16 protein-coding genes are annotated in these 15,725 nt (G+C 71.1%); 4 read left to right on the plus strand and 12 right to left on the minus strand.

Going from position 1 to position 15,725, the window contains the following annotated elements; translation table 11 throughout:
* Positions 1-464: 464 nt before the first annotated feature.
* Together AB0F56_RS19230 and AB0F56_RS19235 are read right to left on the minus strand one after the other, a co-directional pair.
* Positions 465-1,130 (minus strand): DUF402 domain-containing protein, encoded by a 666-nt coding sequence (locus AB0F56_RS19230; protein ID WP_362010915.1) that lies wholly within the window; start codon positions 1,128-1,130, stop codon positions 465-467.
* Between the two features lie 44 nt (positions 1,131-1,174).
* Positions 1,175-2,566: a class II fumarate hydratase gene (locus AB0F56_RS19235; protein WP_362011446.1), complete on the minus strand. Its 1,392-nt coding sequence runs from the start codon at positions 2,564-2,566 to the stop codon at positions 1,175-1,177.
* Positions 2,567-2,731: 165 nt separating this feature from the next.
* Here AB0F56_RS19235 and AB0F56_RS19240 point away from each other — a divergent pair, with 165 nt between their 5' ends.
* The gene (locus AB0F56_RS19240) at positions 2,732-4,267 is read left to right on the plus strand and encodes a ricin-type beta-trefoil lectin domain protein (RefSeq protein ID WP_362010917.1); all 1,536 of its coding nucleotides are present in this window, start codon (positions 2,732-2,734) and stop codon (positions 4,265-4,267) included.
* Between the two features lie 55 nt (positions 4,268-4,322).
* Here AB0F56_RS19240 and AB0F56_RS19245 read toward each other — a convergent pair whose 3' ends face one another.
* The 5 genes from AB0F56_RS19245 to AB0F56_RS19265 all read right to left on the minus strand — a co-directional run bounded on the left by AB0F56_RS19245 (position 4,323) and on the right by AB0F56_RS19265 (position 8,661).
* The gene (locus AB0F56_RS19245; RefSeq protein ID WP_362010919.1) at positions 4,323-4,967 is read right to left on the minus strand and encodes a lipoprotein; all 645 of its coding nucleotides are present in this window, start codon (positions 4,965-4,967) and stop codon (positions 4,323-4,325) included.
* A gap of 34 nt (positions 4,968-5,001) precedes the next feature.
* Positions 5,002-5,643, minus strand: coding sequence for an HAD family acid phosphatase (locus AB0F56_RS19250; RefSeq protein WP_362010922.1), 642 nt, complete (start codon positions 5,641-5,643; stop codon positions 5,002-5,004).
* A 170-nt stretch (positions 5,644-5,813) separates the two neighbouring features.
* Positions 5,814-7,517, minus strand: a complete 1,704-nt coding sequence (locus AB0F56_RS19255; protein ID WP_362010925.1) for a fumarate hydratase — start codon at positions 7,515-7,517, stop codon at positions 5,814-5,816.
* A gap of 173 nt (positions 7,518-7,690) precedes the next feature.
* Entirely contained in the window at positions 7,691-8,299 is a 609-nt protein-coding gene (locus tag AB0F56_RS19260; RefSeq protein WP_362010927.1) for a TetR/AcrR family transcriptional regulator, read from the minus strand.
* Entirely contained in the window at positions 8,296-8,661 is a 366-nt protein-coding gene (locus AB0F56_RS19265; protein ID WP_362010930.1) for a DUF1304 domain-containing protein, read from the minus strand. The genes AB0F56_RS19260 and AB0F56_RS19265 overlap by 4 nt, the downstream gene beginning before the upstream one ends.
* 102 nt (positions 8,662-8,763) lie before the next feature.
* On the opposite strand from AB0F56_RS19265, the gene AB0F56_RS19270 reads away from it, so the two are divergent.
* Both AB0F56_RS19270 and AB0F56_RS19275 read left to right on the plus strand, forming a co-directional pair.
* Positions 8,764-9,477 carry a DUF1707 domain-containing protein gene (locus tag AB0F56_RS19270; protein WP_362010933.1) on the plus strand — a complete coding sequence of 238 codons (714 nt, stop codon included), beginning with the start codon at positions 8,764-8,766 and terminating at the stop codon, positions 9,475-9,477.
* Between the two features lie 193 nt (positions 9,478-9,670).
* Entirely contained in the window at positions 9,671-10,042 is a 372-nt protein-coding gene (locus tag AB0F56_RS19275) for a WhiB family transcriptional regulator (RefSeq protein WP_362010936.1), read from the plus strand.
* A gap of 113 nt (positions 10,043-10,155) precedes the next feature.
* Here the strand turns inward: AB0F56_RS19275 and glpX are convergent, their stop codons facing one another.
* The gene (gene glpX / locus AB0F56_RS19280) at positions 10,156-11,187 is read right to left on the minus strand and encodes a class II fructose-bisphosphatase (RefSeq protein ID WP_362010938.1); all 1,032 of its coding nucleotides are present in this window, start codon (positions 11,185-11,187) and stop codon (positions 10,156-10,158) included.
* 117 nt (positions 11,188-11,304) lie between these two features.
* On the opposite strand from glpX, the gene AB0F56_RS19285 reads away from it, so the two are divergent.
* Positions 11,305-11,838, plus strand: coding sequence for a DUF4245 domain-containing protein (locus tag AB0F56_RS19285; protein ID WP_362010940.1), 534 nt, complete (start codon positions 11,305-11,307; stop codon positions 11,836-11,838).
* A gap of 73 nt (positions 11,839-11,911) precedes the next feature.
* Here AB0F56_RS19285 and AB0F56_RS19290 read toward each other — a convergent pair whose 3' ends face one another.
* The 4 genes from AB0F56_RS19290 to AB0F56_RS19305 form a co-directional block, all read right to left on the minus strand.
* Positions 11,912-12,502, minus strand: a complete 591-nt coding sequence (locus AB0F56_RS19290) for a malonic semialdehyde reductase (RefSeq protein WP_362010943.1) — start codon at positions 12,500-12,502, stop codon at positions 11,912-11,914.
* Positions 12,503-12,659: 157 nt separating this feature from the next.
* Entirely contained in the window at positions 12,660-12,899 is a 240-nt protein-coding gene (locus AB0F56_RS19295; protein ID WP_362010946.1) for an exodeoxyribonuclease VII small subunit, read from the minus strand.
* A gap of 10 nt (positions 12,900-12,909) precedes the next feature.
* Positions 12,910-14,130, minus strand: coding sequence for an exodeoxyribonuclease VII large subunit (xseA, locus tag AB0F56_RS19300; protein ID WP_362010948.1), 1,221 nt, complete (start codon positions 14,128-14,130; stop codon positions 12,910-12,912).
* Between the two features lie 165 nt (positions 14,131-14,295).
* Positions 14,296-15,642 (minus strand): APC family permease, encoded by a 1,347-nt coding sequence (locus AB0F56_RS19305; protein WP_362010951.1) that lies wholly within the window; start codon positions 15,640-15,642, stop codon positions 14,296-14,298.
* Positions 15,643-15,725 lie beyond the last annotated feature (83 nt).

Genomic DNA, 15,725 nt, shown 5'->3' on the forward strand with positions numbered 1-15,725 from the left:
CCCCGGCCGGCGGGCGTGCGGCGGCCTGCCCGGGCGCGGGACGGCCACCGCCGTCGGGTGCGCCGGGCTGGGCCGGCACCGGTGCCTCGGCCGCCTGCTGCCGGGGGCGGGTGCGCTCATGCGGCCGGGCAGCCAGCGGCTGCCGGCCTTCGTGGGAGGTGGGATGCTCCGTCACGCGTGGGGTTCCGTCCGTCCGGGCCGGTGGTGCGATGCACTCGCTCTTCTCGCCGATGCCGCGCCTTCACGGGGGATAAACCCCTGGCGCGCGGTGGATGTGAATGCCCCGCGAGCAGCGGCTACGACAGGGGTCGGCACACCCGGGCAGACGTCCGGCACTGCTCTCCCCCTCAGAATGACTTACGGTCAGGTCCTGCGCTCTGCTCTGTGGTTGACGCCTCGTCCGGTGGATCACCGCCTTGCGGAGGACGATCCTACGTTTCCACCCCGGGGGCGCATCAAGGGTCTCACGGAGCGGTGTGCGCCGGAGTGCGATCCCAGTCGGCCGGCAGCTCGGGCACGGTCCACCCCGGATCGGGCCGCCAGTCCTCCCAGCCGTCGCGGAACGGAGCCCCCCAGGCCCGTAGGGTTTCGACGGCCGCCTCGCCCGCCGCGAGCACCCGCGCGGCCTGCGCCGCGTCCATCAGACCGTCGCGCTGGGCCTGCGCGAACTCGTCCTCGTCCCGCCACAGCCAACTGCGGTCGGGGTGGACGGAGATGTCGAGGAAGTGGTCCTCGGAGTCGACGCCGCCGGACCACCGGGTGCGGGGCTCCTCCAGGTTGACGTACCAGCTGCGGAACTGCCAGCCGCGGTCCCAGAACAGCCAGACCGACCAGGGTTCGCCGGGCCGGGCCAGCTTCAGGACGCCCTCGCCGGCCCAGCGGGCGCGGGCCGTGGTGCGCGGGGCGGTGTAGCGGGTGGCGAGCGGCTCCTGGTGCACGGACCTGCCGTCGGTGAGCACCGGCTTGACGCACTCGGTGCCCGGCGCCATCCAGACCGCGAGGAGCTCGGGGGTGTCGCGGACGACGGTCACCGGCCGGCAGATGTGCACGTCGCCGGAGCCGTTGTCGCGGTAGCGCCAGAGGATGTGGTCCCCCGGCGCCCAGTGGTGAGAGTCGCCCGATCCTGTCATGCGCAGATATTAGGGGCGCGTCCCACCGGCCGCTGCGATCCAGGTCACGGATGAGTCATACGCAGCACGTCGAGCGCCTCGTCCAGCTGCTCGACCGTCAGCGCCCCCCGTTCGACGTACCCGCCCTCCAGGACGACCTGCCGGATCGTCTTGCGTTCGGCCAGCGACCTCTTGGCGACCTTGGCCGCCTCCTCGTAGCCGATGTACCTGTTCAGCGGGGTGACGACGGACGGCGAGGACTCGGCGTACTCCCGGGCCCGCTCGACGTTGGCGGTGATCCCGTCGACCGTCCGGTCGGCAAGCAGCCGCGCGGCATTGGCCAGGAGTCGTACGGATTCCAGCAGGTTCTTGGCCATCACCGGGAGCATCACGTTGAGCTCGAAGTTCCCGGCCGCGCCCGCCACCGCGACCGTGGTGTCGTTTCCGGTCACCTGCGCGGCGACCATCAGAACGGCCTCCGGAATGACCGGATTCACCTTCCCGGGCATGATCGAGGAGCCGGGCTGGAGGTCGGGGAGGTTGATCTCGGCGAGGCCGGTGCGCGGGCCGCTCGCCATCCAGCGCAGATCGTTGGAGATCTTCGTGAGGCCGACGGCGATGGTCCTGAGCTGGCCGGACGTCTCCACCAGGCCGTCCCGGGCGCCCTGCGCCTCGAAGTGGTCGCGGGCCTCGGTGAGCGGAAGGCCCGTCGCTGCGACGAGTTCGGCGATGACGGCGGCGGAGAAGCCGGGCGGCGTGTTGATGCCGGTGCCCACCGCCGTACCGCCGAGGGGGAGTTCGGCGAGCCGGGGCAGGGAGCCGCGCAGCCGCTCGATCCCGTACCTGACCTGGGCCGCGTAGCCGCCGAACTCCTGGCCGAGGGTGACGGGCGTGGCGTCCATGAGGTGCGTACGGCCCGACTTCACCACGTCCGCGAATTCGGCCGATTTCCGCTCCAGGGAGGCGGCCAGATGGTCGAGGGCCGGGATGAGGTCGTGGGTCACGGCGGCCGTGGCGGCGATGTGGATGGAGGAGGGGAAGACGTCGTTGGACGACTGCGAGGCGTTCACATGGTCGTTGGGGTGGACCTCGCGGCCCTCGGGGAGCCGTTCGCCGGCGAGGGTGGCGATGACCTCGTTGGTGTTCATGTTGGAGGAGGTGCCGGAGCCGGTCTGGAAGACGTCGACCGGGAAGTGGGCGTCCCAGTCGCCGTCGGCGACCTCGGAGGCGGCGGCCACGATGGCGTCCGCCAGGTCCTGGTCGATCACTCCGAGCGAGGCGTTGACCTTGGCGGCGGCCGCCTTGATCCGGGCCAGGGCCGCGATGTGCGCGCCCTCCAGGCGCTGCCCGGAGACGGGGAAGTTCTCCAGGGCCCGCTGGGTCTGGGCCCGCCACTTGGCGTGCACGGGGACCCGTACCTCGCCCATCGAGTCGCGCTCGATGCGGTACTCGCTCACGGTGCCGCCCAGGCCACCCCCCGCGCCGCCGTTCCTGTCGTCGTTCAAGTCCTCGTTCATGACGTCAACCTCCATACAAAGGTGAGCACTTGTCTTGTTCTGCCTATTCCCATTGCGCTTACCGGCCAGTAAAAACCGTGGGTAACCCCACTTCCAGGAGGCGCAATGAGGCGCACCAGGTACAGACTCCGTTGGGCGATCGCGGCCACGGCCGCGGCCGCCGCGGCCTTCGGAACCATGACGGCCGTCGCCCCCGCCGGCGCGGCCGAGGCCACTCCCCGTACCGCTTCCTCCTCTTCCTCGGCACCGCTCCCGCCCGAGCTTGAGGCGATCCGGGCCGCCGAGGCCACCAAGATCTACGGCAGCCCCGAGGAGCGCCCGCTCGCGCAGCGCAGGACCGGGCTGATCTCGCTCGGCGACAGCGAGATCTCCGGCGAGGGCGTCGGCACCTACGAGCCGCCCACCAACGGGCCGACGAACTGGTGCCACCGCTCGCCCGACGCCGCCATCCACCGCACCGGGATCGCCGCCGACCTCACGTTCAACGTGTCCTGCTCCGGCGGCTACACCGGCAACATCCGGATCGGCGGCTCGAAGCAGTACGCCGACGAGCTGGTCCAGAGCGACAACCTGGCCATCAAGGCCCGCAACACCCGGATCAAGATGGTCGTGCTCGTCGCCGGAGCCAACGACGACCTCCAGTTCGGCCCCGTCATGACCGACTGCGTCACCCGGTACCTGACCCTCCAGGGCCCCTGCGAGCCGAAGTACGCCGCCGGCTGGCAGGCCCGCGTCGACGCCCTCGTCCCCAAGGTCGAGCAGACCGTCCGCGACCTCAAGACCGTGATGCGCGACGCCGGATACGCCGACGGCGACTACAAGCTCGTCGTCATGGGCTACCCGAGCCCGATCGGCCCCGACTTCAAGGACAACCCGAACTTCCCCGGCAAGCTGATCTGCGGCGGCCTCGGCTACGACTCCGACACCGTCTGGGGTCGCAACACCGCCGTCCCCGCCTTCGAGCGCGGCATGCGCAGGGCGGCCGCCGGCACCGGGGCGACCTACCTCGACAACTCCCGGCTCTTCCACGGCCACGAGGTCTGCATGGAGGACACCTGGGCCCGGGGCCTGTACATCGACCTCTCCAAGCCCGGCACCCCGGACGAGAACTCGGTCCGGCAGTCCTTCCACCCGAACGCGAGCGGCCACCGCGCCTTCGCGTCCTGCCTCACCCAGATCTACAACTCGGGCCTCCGTGAGGCGAGTTGCGCCGACGTCAACTCCAGCGGGACGCCGACCCTCTTCCCGTACGCCTGGGACGACGTCTACAAGCCGCTGAAGAACGAGGCCACCGGCAACTGCGTGGACGTGAACGCCTCCGCCAGCGCCAACGGCACGGCCGTCCTCGGCTGGGACTGCCACGGCGGCCGCAACCAGGGCTGGTGGTACGACTCCGCCCGGCAGACCGTCCACACCGAGCTGACCCAGGACCGCTGCCTGGACGTGCCGGGCGCCCGCTACCGCGCGGGCGAGGCGCTCATCGTCTGGAACTGCTCGGGCACCGCGAACCAGAAGTTCGTCCGCGACGGGGCCACGATCCGGCCGAGCGCCGCGACCGGGCTCTGCCTGACGCAGGCGGCGGCGAAGCAGCCGCTGCGGCTGCAGAACTGCGACGGCTCGGCGAACCAGCGGTTCGCCTGACCTGAACCCCGTGGCCCCCGTCCGGTGCGGGACGGGGGCCACGGTCATGTCCTGGTTACTGCTCGGCCTTCAGGGTGGAGCGGGCGAGGTCGTACGCCGGGATCATCTCCCGGTGCTCCTCGGTGTCCAGGCCGCCGAGATGGACGATCACCGTCCCCTTCGGGGCGGCGACGGCGAAGGCACGCTCCTCCTTCGACTCCTCCATCAGCTTGTTGTAGACCGTGTAGGTCACCTCGACGGCCGGCAGCGCACCGGCCTTCGTCTCCTTGTAGGAGACCTTGGAGGTGGACTCCTCCGCCTTCACGAACCCTTCGAGGGCGGTACGGGCCGGGCCCTTGCCGGCCGTCCACACACGCAGATAGCCGATGTTGCCGGCCGGCTTCGCGTCGACCTCGCAGACCAGCGTCGCGGGCCCCTGCTTGCCGATGATGGCGAATGCCTCGTCGTCGGTGATCTTCACGGCCGCCGGCTTCCAGTCGGCCGCCAGGCCGAAGGAGACCGGCAGTGCGCAGGCGCTCCCGGGGGCCCCGAGGGACCCGGCCGCCGCCTTGGCGGCGGAGGGGGAGGCGGTGGCGGAGGGGGACTTCGAGCCCTGGGGGACGTCGTCGGGCGTCGGCGTGGTGCCCAGGCAGCCGGTCAGGGTCCCGGCGGCCGCGAGTGCGGCGAACGCCGGGACCAGGACCCGTATCGGATGTCTCATGCGCGCGAGACTATCCGGCGCCTGCTGCGGCGGATCAGGAGAGCTTGCCGCCGTAGTCCGGCAGCTTGAAGGCGCGCTCGGCGTGGCCGCCGACGATGTCGGTGGTGTTGTTGCCGATGTTGGCGATGATCGTGTAGCCCTTGGCCTCGATCTCCGCGCGCTTCTCCGTCTTGTACGCGCTGACCTCCGCGAACAGGTCGGGCAGGGAGCGCACGTAGAGACCGTCGACCGGGTAGCCGGCCTGCTTCAGGTTCCAGTGCGTGAGCGAGTAGATGATGCCGGGCCGTGCGGTGACGAAGAAGACGGCGACACCGCGGTCGTGGGCGTCCTCGACCAGGTCGCGCACGTCGGCGATGGCCGGGGTCGGCAGCTCCCAGAAGGGGTGGAAGTCCGTCTCCAGGGAGGAGTTGTCGATGTCGAGGACGATCGCCTGCTTCTCGCGGCCGGCGTTCTCGGAACGTTCCTCGATGTACGGACGCGCCTGCGCGACGACGGCCGCGACGTCACGCCGCCAGGTCGTGTAGTCGACCTTGTCGAAGGCGGCCGCCGACGTCGAATGGGTGTCCGGGTCGGCCGCGGAGGCGGCGGGCGCGGGCACGACGACCAGCAGGGTGGTCAGGGCGAAGGTCGCCGTGGTTCCGGCGGCGGCGCGCCTGAGGAGGGGGGTGGAGGGCATGGGGGGCTCCCGAGTGGTCGACCGGCTCAGTGGTTGACATGCTCGCGGCCAATACTGGCCAGTAGGCGACGGGAAAGCTACCGGTTGGTAGCGAGTTTCTGAGCGGAGATCGACAACGCCCCTCGGTCCGGGGGGACCGAGGGGCGTCGTTCGGAAGGCTGGTCGGCAGGTCAGCCGAGGCCGGGGCCGCGGACCGGGATGTGGGTGAACGTCGGCTCCGGGGCCGGGTTCTGGAAGAAGTCGTTGCCCTTGTCGTCCACGACGATGAACGCGGGGAAGTCCTCGACCTCGATCTTCCAGACCGCCTCCATGCCGAGCTCCTCGTACTCGACGACCTCGACCTTCTTGATGCAGTCCTGCGCGAGGCGCGCCGCCGGGCCGCCGATGGAGCCCAGGTAGAAGCCGCCGTGGCTGCCGCACGCGTCCGTGACCTGCTTGGAGCGGTTGCCCTTGGCCAGCATGACCTTGGAGCCGCCCGCCGCCTGGAACTGCTCGACGTAACTGTCCATCCGGCCGGCCGTCGTCGGGCCGAACGAACCGGAGGCGTACCCCTCGGGCGTCTTCGCCGGGCCCGCGTAGTAGACCGGGTGGTCCTTCAGGTACTGCGGCATCTCCTCGCCCGCGTCGAGCCGCTCCTTGATCTTGGCGTGCGCGATGTCGCGGGCCACGACCAGCGGACCGGTCAGCGAGAGCCGGGTCTTGACCGGGTACTTGGTCAGCTCGGCGAGGATCTCGTCCATCGGCTGGTTCAGGTCGATCTTCACCACGTCCGAGGCCTCGTCGGCCTCGTTCAGGTGCTCGTCCGTCGTCTCCGGCAGGAAGCGCGCCGGGTCCGTCTCCAGCTGCTCGAGGAAGACGCCCTCGGCGGTGATCTTCGCGACGGCCTGGCGGTCGGCCGAGCAGGACACGGCGATCGCGACGGGCAGCGAGGCGCCGTGGCGCGGCAGGCGGACGACGCGGACGTCGTGGCAGAAGTACTTTCCGCCGAACTGCGCGCCGATGCCGATCTTCTGCGTGAGCTCGAAGACCTTCTCCTCCAGCTCCTTGTCGCGGAAGCCGTGGCCGGTCTCGGCCGAGCCCTCGGTGGGCAGCTCGTCCAGGTAGTGCGCGGAGGCGTACTTCGCGGTCTTCAGTGCGAACTCGGCGGACGTGCCGCCGACGACGATCGCCAGGTGGTACGGCGGGCAGGCGGCCGTACCGAGCGAACGGATCTTCTCCTCCAGGAACTTCATCATGCTCGCCTCGTTGAGCACGGCCTTCGTCTCCTGGTAGAGGAAGGACTTGTTGGCGGAGCCGCCGCCCTTGGCCATGAAGAGGAACTTGTACGCGCCGCCGTCCGTCGCGTACAGCTCGATCTGCGCGGGCAGGTTCGAGCCGGTGTTCTTCTCCTCCCACATGGTGACCGGGGCCATCTGCGAGTACCGCAGGTTGAGCTGGGTGTACGCGTCGTAGATGCCCTTGGACAGGGCCTCCTCGTCGCGGCCCGGGGTCAGCACGTTCTGACCGCGCTTGCCCATGACGATCGCGGTGCCGGTGTCCTGGCACATGGGCAGGACGCCGGCGGCGGCGATGTTCGCGTTCTTGAGGAGGTCGAGCGCGACGAACTTGTCGTTGCTCGACGCCTCCGGGTCGTCGATGATCCGGCGCAGCTGGGCCAGGTGGGCCGGGCGCAGGAAGTGCTGGATGTCCTTGATCGCCTCGGCGGCGAGGGTGCGCAGCGCCTCCGGCTCGACCTTGAGGAACGTACGGCCGTCGGCCTCGAAGGTGGAGACACCTTCGGCGGTCACCAGGCGGTAGGGCGTGGTGTCCTCTCCCAGGGGGAGCAGATCGGAGTACGAAAACGCAGGGCCGGGGGGGCGGGAAACACGGGACATGACGGCAGCCATTCCTCACTCGGCAGACGGCGACGCCACCTCCATTGGCGGCGCCTCCTCCAGCGTAGAACGCGGGCGAGGCACCGATCCTGTGAGGTAAGGCTCACTAGGGGGCGGGATCACGCCGAAGTGGAGTGTGGCGCCGCTTTCGGGCCAGGGGCGGTCGCGGCGCTTCAGGTCAGGGGCGTGCGGTGGAGGGCGATGAGCAGCCGCCAGGTGCGGGCCGAGATCTGTTCGGGGCCGGCGTCGATCAGGCCGTGCAGCCAGTCCGCGAGCAGCCCGGCGAAGGCGGCCGCCACCGCCGAGGCGACGAGGCCCGGCTCGGGCGCCCCGGCCAGCTCGCGCTCGCGGGCGCTGTACGCGCGCAGCTCCCGGTGGAGCAGCTCGCCGAGCGGACCGCCGCCGCCGGGCCGAAGCAGGCTCCGGTAGAGGGCCGCGTGCGGGGCGACCTGGGCGAAGAAGGCGGGCAGCGCGGGCGGCGGGGCGGCCGGGTCGGGCGTGCCGCGCCAGGCGTGCAGGGCCTCGACCGCGTCCCGTACGACATCGGCGCAGGCGTCCACGGCGAGGGCCTGGAGGTCGGCGTAGTGCAGGTAGAACGTGGCCCGGCCGATCCCGGCCCGGCGGACGAGCGCGGCGACGCCGACCTCGTCGAGGGGGCGCTCGGCGCACTCCTCCAGGAGCGCGGCGCGCAGCTTGGCGCGGGTGCGGGCGGCGCGGGGGTCGGTGGCGCGCGGGTCGGTTGCGCGCGGTTCCGGGGTCGGGGCCGGGGTCGGGCTGATCACCCCGCCCACAGTACGGCGGCCAGGGCGAGGGTCCCGGGAAGGGCCTGGGCGAGCAGGATGCGGCGGTTGGCGGTCAGCCCGCCGTACACCCCGGCGATCACGACGCAGGAGAGGAAGAAGAGCTGGACCCGGTACCCGGTGGGGTCGGCGGCGATCAGGCCCCAGACCAGTCCGGCGGCCAGGAAGCCGTTGTACAGCCCCTGGTTGGCGGCGAGGGGTGCGGTCCTGCGCGCCAGGTCGGCGTCGAAACCGGAGAGTTCGCGCCCCGGGCGGCGCTCCCAGAGGAACATCTCCAGGATCAGGATGTAGACGTGCAGGGCGGCGACGAGGCCGACGGCGAGGTTCGCGAGAGTAGTGGACATCTGTCCAGAATACATGGACAGGTGTCTGGGAGTGGCCAGGAGGCTCGGCCCGTCGGCCGTGCCCCCTAGTCGCGATCTATCGCGTTTCGCTACGCTGGCGTCGTGGACCTCGAAAAGCAGCCTCAGAAGCCGGTCGCCCCCGCCGAGCCCGCCCCCGCCCCGGCCGTTCCGGCCGCGGCTCCGGGTGACTCGCTGCGGGCCTCGGACGCGGACCGGGACCGGATCGCGGACATCCTCAGGGACGCGATGGCCGAGGGGCGGATCGACGCCGAGGAGCACTCCGAGCGGATCGACGCGGTCTACCGCGCCAAGACCGTGGGCGAGTTGGAGCCGATCGTCAGCGACCTGCCCGCCGGGAACCGCCCCCGCCCGGAGCCCGAGCCGACGTACGCGTACGGCCCCGACGACGACACCGGCCCCGCCGACACGATGGTCGCCGTCTTCTCCAGCTCCACCCGCAAGGGCCGCTGGCGGGTGGGCCGCAGGACCAACGCCTTCGCGCTCTTCGGCAACATCGAGATCGACCTGACCGAGGCGCTCTTCGCCCAGCGGCTGACCACGATCAACGCCACGTCGATCTTCGGCAACGTGGAGGTCCGCGTTCCGGAGAACATCAGCCTGCGCGGCAACGGCACGGGGATTTTCGGCAACTTCGAGGTCGTGACGCTGGAGGCCGCCGACCCGCAGGCCCCCGTCGTCGTGATCAACGGCTACTCGGTCTTCGGCAACGTCGAGGCCAAGCCCAAGCGCGGCAAGTGGATCACGGACCTGCAGAACGTCGTCCAGGACAAGCTGCGCAAGCACCTCGGCCACTGACGCCGGGTGGTGGTGGGCGGCCGGGGGACGGTCGCCGGCCGCACGTCGCTGACCAGGGATGACGGAGTGACCGGATTCCGCCCCTGCGACTCCGCACTCCGGAACTCGGCGGCACGCAGTGCATAGGCGCGCGCACAGCGGGTAGGGCTGCTCCATCGTCTCTCGCTCGCGAAGCCGTCGTCAGGAGTAGACCGTGCTGCCACTGCCGCATCAGCCCCTCCAGGTCGCCGCCGTGCCGTCCCAGCGTGCCCCCGCTCGGGAGGACGAGGCCGGCCCCTGGCATACGGAGGCGGTGTGCCGCCGGGACGAAGCCGGGCTGTTCTTCGCCCCCTCCAAGGAGCCGACCGCCTCGCGGCTCGCGCGCGAGGAGGCCGCCAAGCGGGTCTGCGCCCGCTGCCCCGTGATGGTCGAGTGCCGGGAGCATGCCCTGCTCCAGCCGGAGCCGTACGGCGTGTGGGGCGGGCTCACCGCCGCCGAGCGCCGCGTCGTGCTCGCCCGGCGCCGCCGCCGTGAGGTCGAGCTCAAGAAGGCCGCCGCGGCGGACCGGATCGCCGCGGCAGGCTGACGGCCCGAGCGACGGCTCCGACGTCGGCCGTACGTACGGAAAGGGGCGCCCCCACCGCACATGGGGGCGCCCCTTTCCGTATGGGCGTGGGCCGCGATGCGACCGCCGTGACGTTACTTCGCCCGGTCGAAGTCGATCTTGCTGTACGCGCGCAGCTTCGACAGCCGGTGCTCGGAGTCGATCTGCCGGATCGTGCCGGACTTCGAGCGCATCACCAGCGACGACGTGGTCGCGGTCTCCGAGCGGTAGCGGACGCCGCGCAGCAGCTCGCCGTCCGTGATGCCGGTGGCGACGAAGAACACGTTGTCGCCGCTGACCAGGTCGTTGGTGGAGAGCACGCGGTCCAGGTCGTGGCCCGCGTCGACCGCCTTCTGGCGCTCGGCGTCGTCCTTCGGCCACAGCTTGCCCTGGATGACACCACCGAGGCACTTGATGGCGCAGGCGGAGATGATGCCCTCGGGCGTGCCACCGATGCCCAGGAGCAGGTCCACGCCGGTGCCCTCGCGGACGGCCATGATCGAACCGGCGACGTCGCCGTCGGTGATGAACTTGATCCGGGCGCCGGTCTCGCGGATCTCCTTGACGATGCCCTCGTGGCGGGGTCGGTCCAGGATGACGACCGTGACGTCCTCGGGGGACATGTTCTTGGCCTTGGCGACCCGGCGGATGTTGACCGAGGCGGGCGCGTCGATGTCGACGAAGTCGGCGGCCTCGGGACCGGTGACCAGCTTGTCCATGTAGAAGACCGCGGACGGGTCGAACATGGTGCCGCGGTCGGCGGCGGCGAGGACGGCGATCGCGTTGGGCATGCCCTTGGCGTTCAGCGTGGTGCCGTCGATCGGGTCGACGGCGATGTCCACCTCGGCGCCGGTGCCGTCGCCGATCCGCTCCCCGTTGTAGAGCATGGGGGCTTCGTCCTTCTCGCCCTCACCGATGACGACGACGCCGTTCATCGAGACGGTGGAGACGAGGGTGCGCATGGCGTTGACCGCCGCGCGGTCGGCGCCGATCTTGTCGCCGCGGCCCACCCAGCGGCCGGCGGCCATGGCGGCCGCCTCGGTGACACGGACCAGCTCGAGGGCGAGGTTGCGATCGGGGGCCTCGGGGGAGACCTCGAGCTCGGACGGCAGGGAATGCTCGGTCATCGGAGCGCACCTTTCTGTACGGCGACGGCCGGAATAAAGAGGGTGCTGCGACTCTATCGGTACGTCGACAAATTGAGCAGAGGGGCCCACGTATGAGCACAACACCATGATGCGACCATGGTGGGCGTGGCAGGTATGCGAGGCAGGCAGACGGTACGCGGGATGTTCCAGTCGCTCGGGGTGATCTTGGTCGCCGCGGGCGTGATGTATCTCTTCATCCCGCACGACGACAAGGCCGACCCGGTCCAGGCGAAGGACTACCGGGTCGAGCTGGTGACGGCACAGCGGGCGGCGCCCTACGCGGTGCTGGCCCCCGAGGGACTCGGGGAGGGCTGGAAGGCGACCGTCGTCTCGTACAAGCGCGAGCAGAACGACGCCTGGCAGCTGGGCTTCCTCGACCCGGACACCCAGTACGTCGCGATCCACCAGTCGACGGCGGAGCCGGAGAAGTTCGTGCCCAAGGTCACTCAGCAGGCCAAGGACTCCGGGAAGACCCAGACGGTCGCCGGCCAGGTCTGGCAGCGCTGGGAGGGCCCGAAGTACGACGCCCTGGTGCGCACGGACGGCGGCGCGACGACGGTCGTGACGGGGACGGCCTCGTTCGAGCGCCTTGCGGAGATGGCGGGCTCGCTGCGGTCGAAGAAGGCGTAGACGTCACGCGTGTGTACAGGGAAAGCCCCCGGACTCCTGGAGTCCGGGGGCTTTCCCTGTGTGTGCGTGAGGCTCAGACGGTGGTGACGACGTCGTCGTAGGCCAGGCGCGGGGAGCGCGGGAACCAGGCGTCCTCGCCCGGCTTGCCGATGTTGACGACCATCAGCGGGGTGTGGTCGTCGTCCAGGAACTCCTTCTGGAGGCCCGCGAAGTCGAGACCGGTCATCGGGCCGGCGGCCAGGCCGGCGGCGCGGACGCCCACGATGAAGTACGCGGCCTGGAGGGCGGCGTTCAGCAGGGCCGAACCCTCACGGGCCGGGCGCTCGGAGAAGAACATGTCCTTGGCCTGCGGGAAGTGCGGCAGCAGGCTCGGGAGCTCCTCGTGGAACTCGTTGTCGGCGGAGAGTATCGCGACCAGCGGGGCGGCGGCGGTCTTCGGCTGGTTGCCCTCGGCCATGTGCTTCACCAGGCGCTCGCGGGCCTCGGGGGAGCGGACCAGCGTGATGCGCAGCGGGGTCTGGTTGAAGGCGGTCGGCCCGTACTTGACCAGGTCGTAGATCGCCTGGACCTGCTCGTCGGTCACCGGCTCGTCGGTGAACGTGTTGGCGGTGCGGGCCTCACGGAAGAGGAGGTCCTGGGCGGCGGAGTCAAGAACGAGGGACATGCGGCGTACCTTCCGGACTGCAAGGGGGGTTCAAGCGATGCCCTCACCGTACGGCGGTGTTTGGTGAAGTTTCAACTAATCCAAGCGGATAGTGATCCGGTTCACACCGTCATGGTACGGGACCCGGGACGGGAACCCGGCGCGGGGCCGTCGGGCCCTAGCCCTGGTTCGCGTCCTCGTCGTCGCCCTCGTCCTCCGAGGTGGACGTCGCGGCGTCGAGGCGGGCCCGTGCGCCCTCCAGCCAACGCCGGCAGACCTTCGCCAATTCCTCCCCACGCTCCCAGAGCGCGAGCGACTCCTCCAGGGACGTTCCGCCCGTCTCCAGACGGCGAACGACCTCGATCAACTCGTCGCGTGCCTGCTCGTATCCGAGCGCCTCTTCGGTGGTGGCTGCCATGGGATCCACCCTATGCGTCGGGTCCGACAACGCGCCGTACCGTGAACTCGCCCGCCGAGACCCGGGCCCGCAGCTCCTCGTCCACCGCGACCTCCTCCGGGGACCGGACGACCGACCCGTCCGCCCGCTGGAGCACCGCGTACCCCCGCTCCATCGTCGCGGCCGGGGAAAGCGCCCTGACCCTGGCCCGGGTGTGCGACAGCTCGGAGTCGGCCCGGTCGAGCAGATGCCCGAGGGTCCGGCGGCTGCGGTGGAGCAGCGCGTCGAGCTCGTCCTCGCGCTGCTCGACCATCCGCTGCGGGTGCTCCATGACCGGCCGCGCCAGGGCGTGCGCGAGCCCGCGCTCCTCCCGGTCGAGCAGCCCCCGCACCGTCCGCAGGGCCCGGTCGCGCAGGGCCTGCACCCGGTCCAGTTCCTCGCCGACGTCCGGTACGACCTTCTTGGCGGCGTCGGTCGGCGTGGAGGCGCGCAGGTCGGCGACGAGGTCGAGGAGGGGCGAGTCCGGTTCGTGGCCGATCGCGGAGACCACCGGCGTACGGCACTGCGCGACGGCCCGGATCAGCTGCTCGTCCGAGAACGGCAGCAGATCCTCGACGCTGCCGCCGCCGCGCGCCACGATGATCACGTCCACGTCGTCGTGCGCGTCCAGCTCCTTCACGGCCTGGACGACCTGGGGCACGGCCTTCACGCCCTGCACGGCCACGTTCCGTACCTCGAAGCGGACGGCGGGCCAGCGGCGCCGCGCGTTCTCCAGGACGTCCCGCTCGGCGGCGGAGGCGCGGCCGCAGACGAGGCCGACGAGGTGGGGCAGGAAGGGCAGCGGCTTCTTGCGGTCGAGCGCGAAGAGCCCCTCGGCGCCGAGGCTCCGCTTGAGCTGCTCCAGGCGGGCCAGGAGCTCCCCGATGCCGACCGGCTTGATCTCCACGGCCCGCAGCGACAGCTGCCCGCGCGGCGCGTACCACTCGGGCTTGGCGTGCACGACGACGCGGGCGCCCTCGGAGACGATGTCGGCGACGGAGTCGAAGACCTGGCGGTAGCAGGTGACGCCGATGGAGATGTCGTAGGAGGGGTCCCGCAGCGTCAGGAACACGACGCCGGCGCCCGGCCGGCGCGACAGCTGCGTGATCTGACCCTCGACCCAGATGGCACCGAGCCGGTCGATCCACCCCCCGATGAGCCGGGAGACCTCTCCGACGGGCAGCGGCGCTTCGGCGGACGTAGTGAGACCCATGCGCAGAGCGTAGTGAACGGCACGGACAGGCGGGGTGGTGGTCGGGGGGTGGTCGTCGATTCGGGCATGCGTCGATGCAGCCGGTCGTGCGGTCGTGCGGTCATGCGCGTGGGCGGCGTTCGCCGGTTCACGCGCGCGTGGCCGCGGCCCGCACACGTGGCCGCTTCACGCGCTCCGCTGCGCAGTCCCCTGCACGCCCAGCACCACGAGCCCCACGGCCAGCCAGATCACGCCCACCACCTGGGCCGCCGCCGACGCCTCGAAGATCACCGCGATCAGGATGGCCGCCCCGACCACGGGCATCACCACGTGCCGGAACCAGTGCGGCGGCCCCTCCATCCGGCGTACCGCGAACCACCCCACCACGCTCGCGTGCAGCAGCACGAACGCCGTGAGCGCCCCGACGTCGACGACCGAGACCAGGTGGTCCAGGCCGTCGTCCCGCTGGGCCGCCCACACGGCCGCCACCATCGTGACCGTCGCCGCGATCAGGAGCGCCACCCGCGGCACCCCCGAGTCCGTACGGGCCAGCAGCCGCGGCAGCCGCCGCTCCCGCCCCATCGCGAAGAGCAGCCGGCCCGCCGCCGCCTGGCCCGCGAGCGCGGCGAAGGCGGCCCCGATCGCCTTCGAGACCGCCACCAGGTCGTGCAGCCAGGTCCCCACCGACACGTCCACGGCGTCGTAGAAGGCGGACCCCTGCTTCCCCGGGTCGGCCGCGAGCTGGGCCGACGACAGCGGTTCGAGGAGCGCGACGAGGTAGGTCTGGGCCACGAAGAGGACACCCGCGAGCGCCAGACAGAACAGCACCGCCCGCGCCACCTTCTCCGAGCCCCCGGTGACCTCCTCGGCGAAGGAGGCGATCGCGTCGAAACCGAGGTACGAGAGCACGGCCACCGACACCGCGCCCACCACGGCCGCCGTCGAGAACGTCCCGTCCCCGGCCAGCGGCGACCACCAGTCGCGCCGCGCCCCGTCCCGTCCGAGCACGACCACCGCCGAGACGACGAAGATCAGCAGCACCACGATCTCCATGGCGAGCACCGCGAAGCCGACGCGCGCCGCCGCCCGTACGCCCCACAGATTGAGCAGCGTCGTGACGACCACGGCGATCGCCGTCCACACCCACTGGTCCACCTCCGGGACCAGCGCCTCCATGGCGATGCCGGCGAAGAGGTACGCGACGGCCGGGATGAGGAGGTAGTCGAGCATCGCCATCCACCCGGCGATGAACCCCGGCCCCTCGCCGAGCCCCTTGCGGGCGTACGTGAAGACGGAGCCGGCGAAGGGGGCGACCCGCACCATCTGCGCGTAACTGAAGGCCGTGAACGCCATCGCGACCGTGGCCACCACGTACACCAGTGCCACCGCGCCGTGCGACTTCGCGTCCAGGGTGCCGTAGATCCCGACGGGGGCCATGGGCGCGATGAAGAGCAGCCCGTAGACGACAAGGTCGCGGAACCCCAGGGTCCGCCGCAGTCCGGTGTGCGCTGCCACCTGTGCTTCCTCGGCCATGGGCCCAGTCTCGGCCACGGTACGGATCAGGGGCCGTACCGACGCGGCGTGGCGGGCCGCAGCCGTGGCGAGCTGAGTTCGTA

The sequence above is a fragment of the Streptomyces sp. NPDC026092 genome (assembly GCF_040638605.1).
In the GTDB taxonomy this organism is placed as follows: domain Bacteria; phylum Actinomycetota; class Actinomycetes; order Streptomycetales; family Streptomycetaceae; genus Streptomyces.

What these genes read in the sequence shown, in the direction of transcription:
- AB0F56_RS19230 (WP_362010915.1), bottom strand. Translation starts at nt 1,130, where the DNA reads ATGACAGGATCGGGCGACTCTCACCACTGGGCGCCGGGGGACCACATC.
- AB0F56_RS19240 (WP_362010917.1), top strand. Translation starts at nt 2,732, where the DNA reads ATGAGGCGCACCAGGTACAGACTCCGTTGGGCGATCGCGGCCACGGCC.
- AB0F56_RS19245 (WP_362010919.1), bottom strand. Translation starts at nt 4,967, where the DNA reads ATGAGACATCCGATACGGGTCCTGGTCCCGGCGTTCGCCGCACTCGCG.
- AB0F56_RS19250 (WP_362010922.1), bottom strand. Translation starts at nt 5,643, where the DNA reads ATGCCCTCCACCCCCCTCCTCAGGCGCGCCGCCGCCGGAACCACGGCG.
- AB0F56_RS19255 (WP_362010925.1), bottom strand. Translation starts at nt 7,517, where the DNA reads ATGTCCCGTGTTTCCCGCCCCCCCGGCCCTGCGTTTTCGTACTCCGAT.
- AB0F56_RS19265 (WP_362010930.1), bottom strand. Translation starts at nt 8,661, where the DNA reads ATGTCCACTACTCTCGCGAACCTCGCCGTCGGCCTCGTCGCCGCCCTG.
- glpX (WP_362010938.1), bottom strand. Translation starts at nt 11,187, where the DNA reads ATGACCGAGCATTCCCTGCCGTCCGAGCTCGAGGTCTCCCCCGAGGCC.
- AB0F56_RS19285 (WP_362010940.1), top strand. Translation starts at nt 11,305, where the DNA reads ATGGTGGGCGTGGCAGGTATGCGAGGCAGGCAGACGGTACGCGGGATG.
- AB0F56_RS19290 (WP_362010943.1), bottom strand. Translation starts at nt 12,502, where the DNA reads ATGTCCCTCGTTCTTGACTCCGCCGCCCAGGACCTCCTCTTCCGTGAG.
- AB0F56_RS19295 (WP_362010946.1), bottom strand. Translation starts at nt 12,899, where the DNA reads ATGGCAGCCACCACCGAAGAGGCGCTCGGATACGAGCAGGCACGCGAC.
- xseA (WP_362010948.1), bottom strand. Translation starts at nt 14,130, where the DNA reads ATGGGTCTCACTACGTCCGCCGAAGCGCCGCTGCCCGTCGGAGAGGTC.
- AB0F56_RS19305 (WP_362010951.1), bottom strand. Translation starts at nt 15,642, where the DNA reads ATGGCCGAGGAAGCACAGGTGGCAGCGCACACCGGACTGCGGCGGACC.